Below are 14,773 nucleotides of genomic sequence, written 5' to 3'. Positions count from 1 at the left end.
ATGCAAATTCACTAAATTCGAATACAACGAAAACTAGCAATTGATGGAAATTTGCGGCTCCATCAAAAATTCTCCTATTATTTTCCTTCGCGAATACCACTTTGGCACATTGCGATGCCGTCGGGAGGAGGCATCCACTCCCTCCGCCCTCAGTGAAACGTATGGCCCGCCTTGCTTGCAAGTTGCTTTTTGATTTCCTGCGCAGCTGCTTCAACGTATCTGGTCTTACGGTCAGGCCGTAGCCAAGATGGATATCCGCACGTCCAGAGCAAAGTTGAGTAAGCCTCCGGTGAAGGCCACAGGTCAGGCAGCTTGAGCCTGCAGAATGCCGGTGAAGGTCTTCAGGTGGCGCTCCGAATGCTCCTGTCGCCGGTCCCGCGATGCGTAATACAGCGCAGCCGGCGGTGAGAGCCCGCCGAATGTCGGTCGTCCCGGACATAGGTCCATATGCGACCGGTATCGGTCTTTCCCTTTGCCAGAACCGGCACTGTCGGGCGAGTAGGCCGGAGGAATTTCACCTCCAGCCTCTCTCAGAACCGGGCGTGAGGCTCTCACCACCCGGCTCCCATCAAGCGAGCTCCATGCCATTACCAAGTCGCCAGTGTACGAACAGCTTCCGGTTTTCACGCGCAATCTTTGCAACAAAGAGTATCCTCTCCCGCATCGAATTCAGCGATGATATGCTGACGGCCGGGGTAAATCCGCAGAACGTTTTCTGCGTAACTGGACCCCGGACGGATCGCGGACGAAAGCAATACCCGAGAAAGTCGAACTTGACGGTCTCGTGCCGACCCCTCCGTCGATCATCTTTGCAGTAGACGATTTTCGTTTTCGCGGGATGCATTTCCAAGCGACATTCCAAAAGACGAGCTGCAAGCGCTTCTCTGACGATCCGCGCTTCACTCTCGCTCCGGCAATGCATCAGTCCATCATCCGCGTAACGACACCATGGCAGGTCAGGGAACTGTCTGCCCATCCACACGTCGAATGCATAATGCAGGAAGAGGTTGGCAAGTATCGGGCTAACGACACCGCCTTGTGGCGTGCCGCAGTTTCGCTCGACGGTTGCCCCATCCTCCTTCCGCATTGGTGCTGTCAGCCATCTTTCGATGTAGAGCAGCGCCCAGGCACACGTTATGTGTTTGCGTACAGCCCGTAGCAGAAGGTCGTGGTCGATATTGTCAAACAGTCCTTTGATATCGAATTCCAGGACCCAATCATATTTCCAGCACCGCTTGCGCGTAACGCCGATGGCATCCAGCGCCGACTTTTCGGGCCGATAGCCATAGGAATCTGCCAGAAAGATTGCATCTAGATCCGGCTCAATCATCTGCTTGACCACACTTTGGGCCACGCGATCTGCCACTGTTGGCACCCCGAGGATCCGCTGGCCTCCACTCTTCTTAGGAATGGAAACGGCGCGAACTGGCGGAGGAAAGTAAGTGCCTGAGCTCATCCTGTTCCAGATCTTATAGAGATTCCCCTTCAGATCGGCCTCGAACTGCTCAATCGTTACTCCATCCACACCAGCTGCGCCTCCGTTGGATCGCACCTGCAGATAAGCTTCGTACACCTTCTGCTTACCGATATTGAACGGTTTGCCTTGCGTATCCATCAACGTCCTCCTGTTGCCAGTTGTGTTGATGATACGCCCACCTGATCCGACCTCTTCGCTCCAGCTCCATTACGAGCCTTCATCGCTACTACAGATCGGTCCGTCCCAGTGCTCCGCATCGGTACTCTCGCCTCACGGTTTTCTCCGCTTGTGCTTCTCCCTTTGCATCGGAGCGACTGGTTCCTGCAGTTCCGCGACAATGCCTGCATCCGCTTCACGCCCCCTCAACGCCGGTCGCCGCTTGCCCGGTCACCAGGCATCTGACAAGCTGATCCCAAAGAGACGACACACCTCTGGTTTTGACGACAGGTTCCACGTTACGACGCTTCATCGGAAGGTTCATTTTCATTCGTCTCTCGGATGCGTACCGGTCCAGGGTTTGCCCTAGACTTACCTTTAACGCTCACGACCACGTCTCTTAAACGCAGCCGCTTGGAGTGGTTTGAGCCCAGCTCCTGAAAGCCGAACCCGAGGGGCCAACCCTCATCATTATCGCAGCTTCAAGCACAAAGATTGTCAGGCCATATAGACCATCCTTTCCGAGTGCTCTGCAGCACACTGTCGTCGCCATGAAGTCGCTCAGCAGCCAGAGCATGTGCTTCGATCAACGAATGGATGGGCTTCAGCGCCGCGGCACATGCTCCGACTTGGTCGGCCAATGTCGATAAGCCAAGGTCGACGCCCTAAAGCGTGTCGCATTTAATCGCACTCATATCCTGCTGCCTTGAAGTAGTTTTTACATTCTGTGACGGAGAAGAGGTCACAGATTTCGCCAAGCGCGTTGGAGATGGCATCGAAGCTGCGGGCCGCCCGCTTTCGCAGCAGCGTCTTGAGTTTTGAGAAGGCCATCTCGATGGGATTGAGGTCGGGACTATAGGGTGGCAGGAACAGCAGCCAGGCTCCCTTTGCGCGGACCAGCTTTTCGGCCCGCTCGCTCTTGTGGAAGGCGACATTGTCTAGGATGACGACGTCTCCATGCGACAGGGTCGGCGCGAGTTGGGTCTCTATCCAAGCCTCGAAGCTGCGGCTATTCATCGGCCTATCGACAATCCAGGGGGCAACCATTCCATAGGATCGTAGCCCAGCGATGAACGTTTGGGATTTCCACGACCCGAAGGGGGCGTGCGTTCGATATCGCTGGCCTCGGGGAGACCAGCCCGTCCGCTTTGTCAGCTTTGTGTTCGTCGACGTCTCGTCAATAAAAACCAGTCGTGCCAATGCTTTGTTGAAGAAAGGCTTTCGCCGCCCGGTCCACAGTTCACGCGCCCGCGCGATCTCCAGGCGCTGCTGCTCGCTTGCCATCAGGCTTTTTTTATGGCTCAGCCCCAGCCTGTGAAGAAGCCGTCCGACACTGGAGCGATGGACGATGACGCCACGTCCGCAGAGTTCCACGCAAAGCTCGTCCAGTGTCAGTTCGCCATTCTGCATCATCCGCTCTTCAACCCACGCGTGATGCGCTGAAAGCTTGCCGCCGCCAACATGCCCCTGCCGGCGCGGGACAAGCGAATTTGTCTCGCGTTTGAGGATCACCAGATCGTTCACGAAACGTGGCGAGACCCGAAAATGCCGGGCCGCCTCGCGATGGCCATGGCCTTCCTCAACAAACCCTATCACACGCTCACGCAACGCAATCGGATGTGACTTACCCATGACGGCCTCCCTTCAAAGCGAAAGAGAATCACCGATAAGCTGATTTGAGAAGATTGAATCGTAAAAACGGCGACAGGCTTTAGCGGGCATAGCGTTCGCTCTGGCGATTGAGCGGCTGGTGCTGGGCGAACTTCTCAACAGGATCATCGCCGCGAACAAGCGCCCAACCATCTCATCGAGCGTCACATCCTTACGGTCATCGATCAACGCGATAACGAATTCCTCGTGGGCATCAACGGCCGATGGTCGTCGCCAGCCTTGTGGCCGAGGCCTTAACTCGCCCTGTCGCGCTCTCGCGATCCAGCGGATCGCGGTCGAAATCAACGCCGAAACGAGCCGCAGCCTGTCGGGCCGACATGCCCGACGCCGACGCTTTCAATACTCGTATTCGCAGATCATCGCTCAAGGCCTGTCCCATCATCCACCTCTCCGTTGCGGATGTTGAATCAGCTTAGGCCGGCGACGTCACATCACAATCGATTCATTGATCACAGCATGTGCTCTAATTCTTCAAGCCTTACTTATAGCTTATCACTTTCTCGAGACCCGTGGCAGCTTCCAAGAGGTATCGATCTTTCCCACATGCAGCATCAAAGCTTAACCCTACTGGGAGAGCGCCTTTAGGAGCAACCGGGATAGTAATCGACGGAAGCGCCGCGTTACTGGCGAGGTCGGTGTTTCTGATGCACTCAGCAAAGATGTCTGGGTGCGCGGCCTCAGAAACAAGCGGTACCGCTTGGGGGACCGTCGGATAAGCTAGCAGATCAATATCGTCCAAGTCAAAAAGCGCATTAATTTTCCGCCGCAATCGTCCGACATTGGAAATTGCCTCAGCATAATTCGCGGGCGTAATTAGCCCACCACCCAAGTGCGCATGAATTATACCGCGAACGTTCTCGTCGCGAATATCCTCGAAAACCTCAGAAATTTTTTCTTCCCAACCTAGCGAGACTAATGTCCTTGGGAAGTCCAAGAAGAATTCGTAGAGCGGGACCGTAAAGGTGATCGTCCGGCTCAGTTCAAGTATCGAGGTATCGTCTACCTCCAGGCATTGATGTTCGACAGACTTTAAGCTATCAATTGCTGCACGGCAAACCGACTTGACGTCGGCGTCGAGCCCGGTCCATAGTGAAGACGGCAGGCCTATTCGCAAAGGCGACTTATCAGGAGCCGTCATCGGTTCGTCCGATGAGAGATGGCTATAGACAAAAAGGGCATCTGCCGCACTTCGAGTCAGCAAACCGGGCGAATCTTTGGTTCTCGATACCGGAATGATGCCGGACGATGACCATCTCCCGCTTGTGGGCCTGAAACCGGTGATGCCGCAAAAAGATGCAGGTATCCTTACCGAACCACCAGTATCGGTACCAACTGCCAACAACACAATTCCTGCAGCCACAGCGGCGGCACCCCCACCACTGCTACCTCCAGCGCAATAGCCAGGCGCTGCCGGGTTTCCTACGGTTCCCCATTGGGCATTTACCGACGTGATACCAAAACTCAGCTCGTGCATGTTGTTCTTGCCGGAGACCACCGCTCCCAAGGCTTTCAGCTGCCTGACAATCTCAGCATCACGCGGAGCGATGCAGGCCGCCATTGCTGACGTCCCGACGGTGACCGGTTGCCCTTCAACACAGATGTTATCTTTGAAAGAGACCGGTATCCCAAAAAGTGGAGCGTCCACACAGGCCGCATCCGGCTTGGTAAAAGATTGCTCAATGCCACGTTCTTGGATGAAACAATTGAGCTGACTGTGTCGCAGCATCGCTGCTAATGTCGATTCTCTGATTTCCAACACCGAAGTTTCCCTGGCGTGTATTTGATGGCAAATCTTCTCGATATTAGACGTTGCAAACATTTAAGTAGCCTTATTTAAAGGAAGATAAATCTACCGGTTCTCAATATCGATAAGCGGAATCCATCTCATCAATAGGGTTCCCCTGTAAGAGTTGGCCGCCACAGCTGCGTATGACAGCACACGCGGCATTCAAGCCCGTTTGTACTGCGCCCTCAACCCAGCCACCGGTAAAGGAGCATCCACATCCTGCTAGATAAAGGCCCGTGTCTTCTTCCGGTCTTTTTGCGGTAGCAAATTGGAAAAATAGCCGCTGTGAAAAGATGTCTTCCCCAGGATAATTGAGCTTAAAAGCACCTACTGCATAGGGATCCATTAGCCAATCGTGCTGCAGGACGTGACGTTCATAGTCACCTTTCGCCGGAACTAAATGGCGGGCGAAATCACCGCAAACTGTGGCCAGATCATCGACTAGACGCTGGCACCTTTCTTTTTTGTCCAGGATGGAAAGCATTTTGTTTGCATCATCTTCCCATGTGTAGCTTAACAGGACCACGCCCTTACCATCAGGTTTATCTGGCTGATAGTCTAAGCAGTAGACCCCCCTAGCAAGGCCGTCAGACAGGATAGTTGTCGGCAAGCCCTCTTTTAACCAGAACTTGTTTTCCGTAAGCATAAACAGCTTGGAAGATCCGGTAAGGTGGGTCCGTCTGACCGCTCGCAAAACCTCATTGTTAAGAAATGTTTCATCCGTCGTAAGACGATGGGCCAGTTCCATGGTCCGATTGCTTGTGGTGACGATGACGCGGTCAAAGGGCTCGACCTGCCCTCCTGAGCATGTCACAAGTATCTGGCCACCCTGTTTGGAGATACCGCTGACATGACCGTTGCGCACACGCTGCCGCAAACTCAGACCGTGAAATTCCTGTTCAGCAAACCGTTTCACTAAAAGGGAAATCCCTCCAATAATCATGCGCTGGTCGTCCTCGTACCCGTTGATCACCAGACGCAGTATCTCGGTAAAGGCGGCTTGGTACACAGGTAAAAAGCCTCCAGATCCAATCCCCAGAGATCCGAAAAGCTCAAAGTCTTCTGGCCTTTTCCAGGGAACGCGCCCTGGCGGCCGCGGTCCGGTAAAGATGGCGACCAAGGCTGAATAAAAGGAGGCGTCGCGAAACGAATCCAGCCAAGCCTGCCAAGCCTCACGAGCCTCGTCAAAGCGGCGCGACCGAAGCAACTTTGTGATTTTAGCCGGCGCGAGCAGTTGAATACCTTCGTGCACGTAACCGTCGTTTATCAAAGCTTGCCATCCTTGATCAACGCGCCTGAACAAAGGCGGCGGAGGCCCGCCAGCCTGCCATAGGTAACGCTCACCTCGGTAATGTATCTCAGTATCCACGATGCCCGGATCGGGAAATGAAGCTGCGGTATCTATCCTGAATTTGTCCAGATAATAAAACAGACAGGTCGCGCTGGAAGGAAAGCGCATAGCACCCATCTCGGCAATGAGATTCGGTTCGAGCGGGTCGAAGATTTGTGACCAAGCCCTTCCACCCATGCGATCTCGCGCCTCAAACAGCACGAGATCTGTTACCCCGGCCCGCAAAAGTTCAGTCGCCGCCACCAAGCCACTGATGCCAGCGCCCACAATGCCGACTCGGGGACGGCGGCTGTTTTGGGCAACGCTCCCAATACGACCTTCACAATCCCTCAATCGCAAAAACGATCCATAATCATAGAGAAGATCGATACTCGGTAATGAAGCTACTGGGATGGTACTGTTCAGCATATTGCTCTCCGATGATGACAATGTTTTCTCGAAAGCCAGTTTCGCCTCGGAATGCCTGCCCCTTAAATCGGTACGCCGCGGTTACAGCTTAAAGGTGGCTGCTCATACGGCGTCACAATCAGCGACGTGTTTCCAGGAAGAAGCTTGCCCCCTTGCCTACTTAGCGATAGCGGATCTCGCTAACCGAAGTTGCCACAGCGCATGTATTGATCAGTCGCAATCGTAAACGTCGACGTATTCGAACTAGACAATAAAGTATATGTGGAATTAAATATAGCAATTTGTCTCTCAGACACCATCTCAGAGGGCGTACTGGATTGCAATACGAATAAACCTATTGATATTTATGCATCATTAATATAAGCTTATTTATTTTTATCCTTAATTCAAGAGATTTCCTTTTACAATTTTGTTTCATTTGACATCGGTTCGCCTGCCTGTCGGTCGAAGCGATCGGCAAGGCAGGCAGGCGAACCGATGTCAAAGTCGGACTCGAAAAGTCGTCTATGATCTCGATACCTTGCAAGTGTCTGGGTTATCAGGCGAATGCGGGCAATCAGAATCCATACCTCTGGGGATGCACGGATGCACGGATGCACGGATGCACGGATGCACGGATGCACGGATGCACGGATGCACGGATGCACGGATGCACGGATGCACGGATCTGACATCGGTATATATCCTGTCAAGTCAGGCATTTTGGGGAAATAGCAAATTGAGTTTGGTATCTCCTAATTTAAAAAACGTCGACCTTCTCATCTGTTTAAGCCGATACGGCAGTGCAGGATATGTAGTCTAACCAACCTTAAATGAGTAGGCGGTACTTCAGAACTTCAATTGTAACAATTCGGATTAACGCCGCCTGCAAGATCCGCGGGAGCACCTCGTCGACAGCTATTTTCAGAACCGTAGCGTGCCAAACGACAGAGCGGACGCCATAGTCTACTAAACGCTTAAACATGCATTCAAATGCGGATACCGTGTACAATAAAATAAATATTCTTGTCTCAAAATTAATTTGCAATTTATACAACATCCCCAAACATACTGAAAATCATCAAATAAAAATGATATAAAACCAGCCCAGACTTGGAAAAATGCATTTTATTCTAGGCTTCGATTTGAATTGTAGACATTTAGTTTTTAATTTTGGCTGTGATACGATCAATCACAAGACCGAGGAAATCACGATCGGCGAACGACGTCTTGACATAGGCGAACCAAATGAAAAATCTCGCAAGCTTATCAAGATCTCCAATGACAGGATAGCCGGGGTGAGTCTTTGAAATCATTATGCCTCTTTCTACGGCCTGAAGCAAAGCACCGTCATGATTGGATTCAAGCCCGAGGGCAATCCACCGGGCTATCGGCCAAGCAGTTTTTTGCTCATTGAAATGGTCCGCAAGATCTTGACCTTCACCGGAAAAATCAGCGATGTGGGATGACTTGATCCGCTTCGCTGCTTTGCGTGCTTCCTTATTCTCCTTCAACTTTTCCTTCAAACGCTCCCAGTTCACGGCGAACTTGATCTGCATAAACAGGCCATCAAAAATTAAATATTGAGAAGGAAAAAATAAAGATTTAAATATCGGTTGAATACGTTCTCGATGTTGTCAAAAATGAATGTAGTAGTTTCAGGACCGATCATTGCTACAATATCAACCGTGTCCGGCGATGAACTTGCGGAAGCCATGATAGTTTGGTTTTTATGATAAGAAGGTTGTACCGGTAAACTGAATTTATAGCGATGTTAGAACGTCTGTATCGTAAGCCTTTACGTCACGCGATAAGACTTGCTGGCAAATCTTATCTGCAAAGCTATATGGTATGGATGTAGGCGATTTAAAAACCCTCCAATTCAAACAACCAAGTCAAATGACTCCAAAAACATCCTGCGACTTAGCTGTACCACATGAATTAATGTTTCAATCAAACGCTATCGAGAACAGAAATTTTCAAAAATTGCTATACCTAAATTTCTCGCTGGGACCGTATGTCCAAGTCATAAAATGACGTAAGCGCATATGTAATCACGTAGAAAAGAGCACCCAGCTGTCTATAAAATGAGTTATTCACGTCTTATTTCTCATCAACTCCCATTATCCGGCCCCATATACAATCTTAAACACTCTTTGATATGGCGTCTCTTCTCACAAGCTGCTTGGGCATGGACTTGCCTGAGATTACGCAGAAGGCCAAGAAGGTGTTTTATTTTATCATTTCGAATTAAATTATGCTTATAGATACGTACTGACTTGGTGTTTTTGACAGCTGGCTTTTGCTCTTGATATCGATGGAACCATAACTCCACCCGGTGCAAATGTTGGCCAGAGAGCCCTTAGAGTTCTCGCAAGGATCCCCGATCAGACTTTTCTTATTACCGCGCAGGCTGAAGATTACGTTCAAAGGATTGGGGTAGGAGACCATCCCAATCTCGTGACCGAGAAGGGCATGATGATAAAGATCAACGACCGGGTCATTCATCGGGCATCTAGCCCTGCTGAAGTCCACAATTTCACCGAACAGATGGAAAGCCTTATCAGCAGCTTGAGTTATCCTTTTATCCTCAACAAAAAGACTGCTGGTTATGCCGTCGGCTGGAAAGAAGGTGTTGATGAAGCCGAAAATCAGCAGGTTCGTGAACTGATGGACAATCAGGTGTCGGAGAGCGGCCAAAAATTCATTGTGGACGCAACTGCTGCCTTCCTTGATCTCACTCTCAGGGATCTCAGCAAGGCCCAGGCGCTGAAAACTGTGATGGAGAGGGTCCAAGGCAGGACCTGGATCGCTTGTGGCGATAGTGCCAACACTGATGGTCCGATGCTTGTTCAGGCAGGTAGCGGTATCATGGTAGAGAAAAGCTTCCGACAATTTCCAGTCGCTGATGGATATGAAGACATCCTGGAGGTTCTGGAAATAGTTGCAGAAATGGTCGGAAAATGATGTCGCATATCTGCTCCTGTTGTGTGGTTTCGAGCTATGTCTTGTTGTTTTTCCTGTATTCCGATGTGATGTATTTCCCTTTCATATACCAGTCCTTTTATAAATAAAGCTCGATTTTATTGTTTAATATATGGCTTATTTCGTTTGGTCAATTATTCCATTCTTAAATATAATCAATAAATTAATCGATAACCACATAGAAATTTCATGTTTTAAAATTCAAAACAAAATTATATTACTTAAATATTTCCATCCATAAGAAAATAATCTTGTATACCGACATCAAAATTCAATGGCGGGCTCGGCAAATGCGGATCAGCAATGGTGGCAAACATATTTTACATATCAATATATCCTGCCAGCCAGTAGAAGCGATTGCTTCTACTGGGGGAAGCAATCGCTGCCAGTAGAAGCAATCGCTGGAGCCCGATGATAGGATGTAAGCGTTCGGCGAACGCATTTTTGAGTGAAGGCGGCGGGTAGTTTAGGCTTGGTGGATGGCGCCTTGCTGGGTTTCTACCGGCGTCCAGTTCCATGGCAGCAATTCCTCAAGGCGATCCTTGGGGTGATCCTCGATCCGGGTGAGGACGTCGGTCAGATAGATCTCGGGATTGTGGCCATGGAGCTTGACCGTTTCGATAATCGTGAGGATATTGGCGATGCGCTCGCCGCCCTTATCCGAGCCGGCGAATAACCAATTTTTCCTGCCAATTCCAAGCGGACGCATGGCGCGCTCAGCTATATTGTTGTCGATCTCAACGCGACCATCATCGATGTAGACGCGCAATGCAGCCCACCGTGACAGCGCGTATCGCATCGCTTCAGCCAGCTTCTGTTTCTGCGGTATCGTCGAGAGCGTAGCCTCGATCCAAAGCTTCAGGTCATTCAGAATGGGGTTGGCATGTTCCTGGCGCAATGCGCGTCGCTCGTCAGGAGGCATGCCACGAATGCGATGCTCGATATCGTAGAGCGCGCCGATGCGCGACAGCGCCTCGTCGGCGATCGGTGAAGGTTTGAGCTTGATGACGTCGTGGAACTTGCGACGCACGTGCGCCATGCAGGCCGCCTCCAAAATCCGTCCGCCGGACGCTTACGATAGGATCGATTTTTTCTGATCCAAACAGGTGCCAAATTCCATGTGCGTGTGCGTCTGCGTCTGCGTCTGCGTCTGCGTCTGCGTCTGCGTCTGCGACGATTATCACCCTGTCACGCTCATAGCGACGGTCTTTTCGCCAGCTGATTGACCGGTGAAGTCGGGCCGCACCGCCAGGTACTCGAACAGTCGGGCAACGGCCTCTGCTCCGGGATCGACATGACCTTCCAATTGCTTTGCATTGACATATGCAGCACGTCCCGCCTTTGCGTGGATAAGTGTTGCCGTTAGGTCAGCTCCTGCACGTGCTGCTTTAGCTGCGGGGGCGAAACCTTGTTCGAGTGCGTCGAGTGCGGGCAAGAGAGCATCGACCATTGTCCGGTCGCCAAGCCGCGCGCCACCAATCTCCTGCATTCTATAGAGGCCGGCCTTTAATGCATCGCGGATCGTCAGCCCACTTGATGCACCATCACCAGCGGCAGCAAAGAAAATCGCGAGGAGCACACCCGATGATCCGCCCATGGTCTGGCTGAGTTCCTGGCCCATGGCCCGGAAGAGTTGCGTATGATCGGATAGCGGGAGGCGATCGAGCGCACCGATCAGGGCGCGCGCAGCGCTGGACAATGTTGAGCCGGTGTCGCCGTCACCAGACTTGGCGTCCAGGGCATTCAGATCCTTTTCCGCCTCGATGAGAAGCGAGCAGCAATCATGGAGGAACTCACGGGTGGCTTTGTGCTGGGACGGAATAGGTGCGATTGGCGTCAAACCGTCGGGCAGAGCGAGGATAGAGACGGGTTTGACGGCCGCAAGCCCCGGCCATGCTGGAAGGTCCACCGGTGCCTGCAGAAGCGCCAGTTCTGCCGTTTCGGCAGGAAATACCGAGATCGAAAATCCCTGCATGTCGAGTGACGTCATCAACTGCGCCGGACCAATGATGTGAGTAATCTTGCTGCCGATCTTGGATTGGATCAGCTCATAAATCACTACCGACATCTCCAGGATCGAGGTGCCGCCAAGGTTGTTGACGAGGGCCACGTGAGGTTTATCTGACATCGACGCAGCGAGGCGATCGACCATTGCGGCCACAGCGCCCTTTGCACCTGAATATTCGATCTGCTCGACGCCGGCTTCGCCGTGAATCCCAAGACCGAGCTCGGCTTGCCCTTCGGGGATCCGATTCTCCTTGGGAGAGCCAGGGACTGTGCAGGTGTCGAGCGATATGCCGATCGAGCTCGTGTTCTGGATTACACGGCGTGCGGCCTTGATAACCGCGTCTAGATCCGCACCGCTTTCCGCCACGGCACCCGCGATCTTGTGGACGAGAAGTGTTCCTGCCACACCCCGAGCCTGAGGGAGTTCCGGCAGCGCGATGTCGTCGTCGACGATGACCATGCTGACGTTCAAGCCGTATGCGCGCGCGCGTTCGGCTGCAAGCCCGAAGTTAAGGCGGTCACCGGTATAGTTCTTTACGATGAGCAAGCAGCCCGCTGGTCCTGTGACAGCCAGGATACCGGCAAGGATCGCGTCAACGCTGGGCGATGCAAAAACATCACCGCAAACGGCGGCGGTCAGCATTCCCCTGCCAACGAAGCCGGCATGTGCGGGCTCATGGCCTGATCCACCGCCGGAGACGAGCGCCACCTTGCTCTTGTCCCAATCGGATCGGACGATGACACGGATGTGCGGATATCCGTCCAGACGGACGAGTGCACCGCCAGATGCCGCGAGCACTCCCTCCAGCGCTTCCGTGACCGCATTTTCCCTGCTGTTGAGGAACTGTGACATTATTGTCTCCCTTAAACTAAGCGCATGCCGTCCACATCGAAGTAGAGCGGCTTGTTTGGCTTGATCTTGATGGTTTCGCCGCCCTTGAGTTCGGTATGGGCGTCGGTGACGGTGATAAGGTTGTGCGTCTTGAACATGAGATGGAGGCGGGTCTGATCGCCCAGATGTTCGACGCGGGTTACTGTCGCATCCTGACCATCACACTGACCGATATGTTCCGGCCGCAAGCCAATGGATTTGGCCTTTGCCGGCGCACCGGGAAAGAGTTCCGCAGGGACGACATTAATGCGTGGCTGCCCGAGGCGGGTCGCCGCATACAGGCTGACGGGTTGTTCGTAGATCTCGCGTGGAGAGCCGAACTGGACAAGCTTGCCGTTCTGGAGGACGCCGACATGGGTTGCCATCGTCATCGCTTCGACCTGATCGTGGGTGACATAGAGCAAAGTCGCACCCGATTTGGCCTGGATGCTCTTGAGCTCGATGCGAAGATCGGATCGGAGCTTGGCGTCGAGCGAACTTAAAGGCTCATCCATCAGGTAGATTTGCGGGTTTCTGACCAACGCGCGTCCGATGGACACACGTTGCATTTCGCCACCCGAAAGGGCTGTCGCCTTGTTATCGAGCTTGTGTGAGATCTGCAGGATTTCTGCAATCGCCTTCACTTTCTCGTTTATGACATTTTGCGGTGTCTTCAGCAGCGGCGACTTCAATGGGAATTCCAGGTTCTGGCGCACCGAGAGATGCGGATAGAGGGAATACTGCTGGAAGACCATTGCGACATTGCGCTGCGCGGGCGTGAGACCGCGCATTGAGCGTCCGCCAATGATAACATCACCGCTGTCGGGCGTGTCCAGCCCGGAAACCATTCGCAATGTCGTTGTCTTGCCGGCACCTGTCGGGCCGAGAAGAACGACAAACGATCCATCCGGGACGACCATCGAAACGCCGTCGAGGGCGCGATGGCCGGCGAATGACTTGTTTATGCTTTTGAGGATGACTTCAGCCACGACGCAGCACTCCTTCATTGGCCTCGGAGATAAGGGCGTTTCCGCTTGCCGAGTCGAAGATGGTCAAGGTTTTGGTATCGAAATCGAGACCAATCAGTTCATCGACACGGGCGGACTGGTTCGAGCGGGTTCGAGCCTTGATTGCTCCGTGTGCGGTATCGATTGTGACGATCTGGGTCGTACCGAGATATTCGGTGGCGACCACACGGCCCCGAAACGATGAATCATCCCTGAACCTGACATGTTCGGGTCTCACACCAAGCGCGAGCTTCCCTTGGCGTTCGTCTCGGGAGGCTGGAACCTTCACGTCGTACCCGCAGAGGCTAACCTGATTACCACCGGCTGCCATTACGCCTTCAAATTCCAAGAAATTCATGGGTGGCGAGCCGATGAACTTGGCGACGAACTTCGTCGCCGGCCAGTCATAGATCTGTTGAGGTTTGCCGAATTGCTCGACGACCCCGTGGTTCATCACAACGATCTTGTCGCCCATCTGCATGGCTTCCAGCTGATCATGTGTCACGTAAACAGTGGTGGCGCCCATGCGATCATGCAGAGCGCGCAGCTCTTCCGCCATGTGCTCACGAAATTCAGCGTCGAGTGCGCCGAGCGGCTCGTCCATAAAGAATGCTTTCGGGTTGCGCACGATGGCACGGCCGAGTGCGACGCGCTGGCGATCGCCGCCGGATAGGCGGCCGACGGGTTTGTCGAGGATGCTCTCGATTTGCAGAATCTTCGCCACCTCGGCGACACGCTTGGTGACCTCCGCCTCGCGCATGCCCTGGCTGACCAGGGGATAGGAAATATTCCTGCGGACGTTCATATGGGGATAAAGAGCGAACATCTGGAAGACGAAGGCGATATCCCGCTCGCCTGCCCTTTTCATGCCGACCTCTTCGCCGCCGATGTAGATTTCGCCGCTGGTTGGAAGCTCAAGGCCGGCCATCATTCGCAAAGTGGTCGTCTTGCCGCATCCGGAAGGGCCGAGAAGCATGAAGAACTCTCCGTCCTCCACGGTGAAGGTGGAAGACTTTACCGCGTTGAATGCCCCAAAATCCTTGCGCACATTCTGAATTCTGATCTGTGCCATGGG

At 52.9% G+C, this 14,773-nt stretch carries 9 protein-coding genes and 4 pseudogenes; 1 reads left to right on the top strand and 12 read right to left on the bottom strand.

Going from position 1 to position 14,773, the window contains the following annotated elements:
- Positions 1-309: 309 nt before the first annotated feature.
- The 8 genes and pseudogenes from J5274_RS28260 to J5274_RS28225 all read right to left on the bottom strand — a co-directional run.
- Positions 310-491, bottom strand: a pseudogene (locus J5274_RS28260) (transposase); the annotation flags it as partial.
- Positions 492-568: 77 nt separating this feature from the next.
- Entirely contained in the window at positions 569-1,615 is a 1,047-nt protein-coding gene (ltrA, locus tag J5274_RS28255; protein ID WP_219276148.1) for a group II intron reverse transcriptase/maturase, read from the bottom strand.
- A gap of 533 nt (positions 1,616-2,148) precedes the next feature.
- Positions 2,149-2,298: pseudogene (locus tag J5274_RS28250) on the bottom strand (transposase); the annotation flags it as partial.
- A 16-nt stretch (positions 2,299-2,314) separates the two neighbouring features.
- Positions 2,315-3,265, bottom strand: coding sequence for an IS630 family transposase (locus tag J5274_RS28245; protein WP_219276146.1), 951 nt, complete (start codon positions 3,263-3,265; stop codon positions 2,315-2,317).
- A gap of 156 nt (positions 3,266-3,421) precedes the next feature.
- Positions 3,422-3,683: pseudogene (locus tag J5274_RS28240) on the bottom strand (helix-turn-helix domain-containing protein); the annotation flags it as partial.
- A gap of 99 nt (positions 3,684-3,782) precedes the next feature.
- Positions 3,783-5,123 (bottom strand): amidase family protein, encoded by a 1,341-nt coding sequence (locus J5274_RS28235; RefSeq protein ID WP_142832576.1) that lies wholly within the window; start codon positions 5,121-5,123, stop codon positions 3,783-3,785.
- A gap of 40 nt (positions 5,124-5,163) precedes the next feature.
- Positions 5,164-6,849 carry an NAD(P)/FAD-dependent oxidoreductase gene (locus J5274_RS28230; protein ID WP_142832575.1) on the bottom strand — a complete coding sequence of 562 codons (1,686 nt, stop codon included), beginning with the start codon at positions 6,847-6,849 and terminating at the stop codon, positions 5,164-5,166.
- A gap of 1,139 nt (positions 6,850-7,988) precedes the next feature.
- Entirely contained in the window at positions 7,989-8,387 is a 399-nt protein-coding gene (locus tag J5274_RS28225; protein ID WP_219276144.1) for a hypothetical protein, read from the bottom strand.
- Between the two features lie 901 nt (positions 8,388-9,288).
- Between J5274_RS28225 and J5274_RS28220 the strand changes: the two genes are divergently transcribed.
- The gene (locus J5274_RS28220; RefSeq protein WP_219276142.1) at positions 9,289-9,795 is read left to right on the top strand and encodes an HAD hydrolase family protein; all 507 of its coding nucleotides are present in this window, start codon (positions 9,289-9,291) and stop codon (positions 9,793-9,795) included.
- 484 nt (positions 9,796-10,279) lie between these two features.
- On the opposite strand, the pseudogene J5274_RS28215 reads toward J5274_RS28220, so the two are convergent.
- From J5274_RS28215 to J5274_RS28200, 4 genes and pseudogenes are all read right to left on the bottom strand, one after another.
- Positions 10,280-10,879 (bottom strand): annotated as a pseudogene (locus tag J5274_RS28215) (IS66 family transposase); the annotation flags it as partial.
- Between the two features lie 114 nt (positions 10,880-10,993).
- The gene (locus tag J5274_RS28210) at positions 10,994-12,673 is read right to left on the bottom strand and encodes a dihydroxyacetone kinase subunit DhaK (RefSeq protein WP_219276140.1); all 1,680 of its coding nucleotides are present in this window, start codon (positions 12,671-12,673) and stop codon (positions 10,994-10,996) included.
- 11 nt (positions 12,674-12,684) lie between these two features.
- Positions 12,685-13,680: an ABC transporter ATP-binding protein gene (locus tag J5274_RS28205; RefSeq protein ID WP_142832492.1), complete on the bottom strand. Its 996-nt coding sequence runs from the start codon at positions 13,678-13,680 to the stop codon at positions 12,685-12,687.
- Positions 13,673-14,770, bottom strand: a complete 1,098-nt coding sequence (locus tag J5274_RS28200; RefSeq protein WP_142832491.1) for an ABC transporter ATP-binding protein — start codon at positions 14,768-14,770, stop codon at positions 13,673-13,675. The genes J5274_RS28205 and J5274_RS28200 overlap by 8 nt, the downstream gene beginning before the upstream one ends.
- Positions 14,771-14,773: the final 3 nt, after the last annotated feature.

The sequence above is a fragment of the Rhizobium sp. L51/94 genome, from assembly GCF_019355555.1.
GTDB classification, from domain to species: domain Bacteria; phylum Pseudomonadota; class Alphaproteobacteria; order Rhizobiales; family Rhizobiaceae; genus Rhizobium; species Rhizobium rhododendri.
This window is presented reverse-complemented; position numbering and strand designations above follow the sequence as displayed.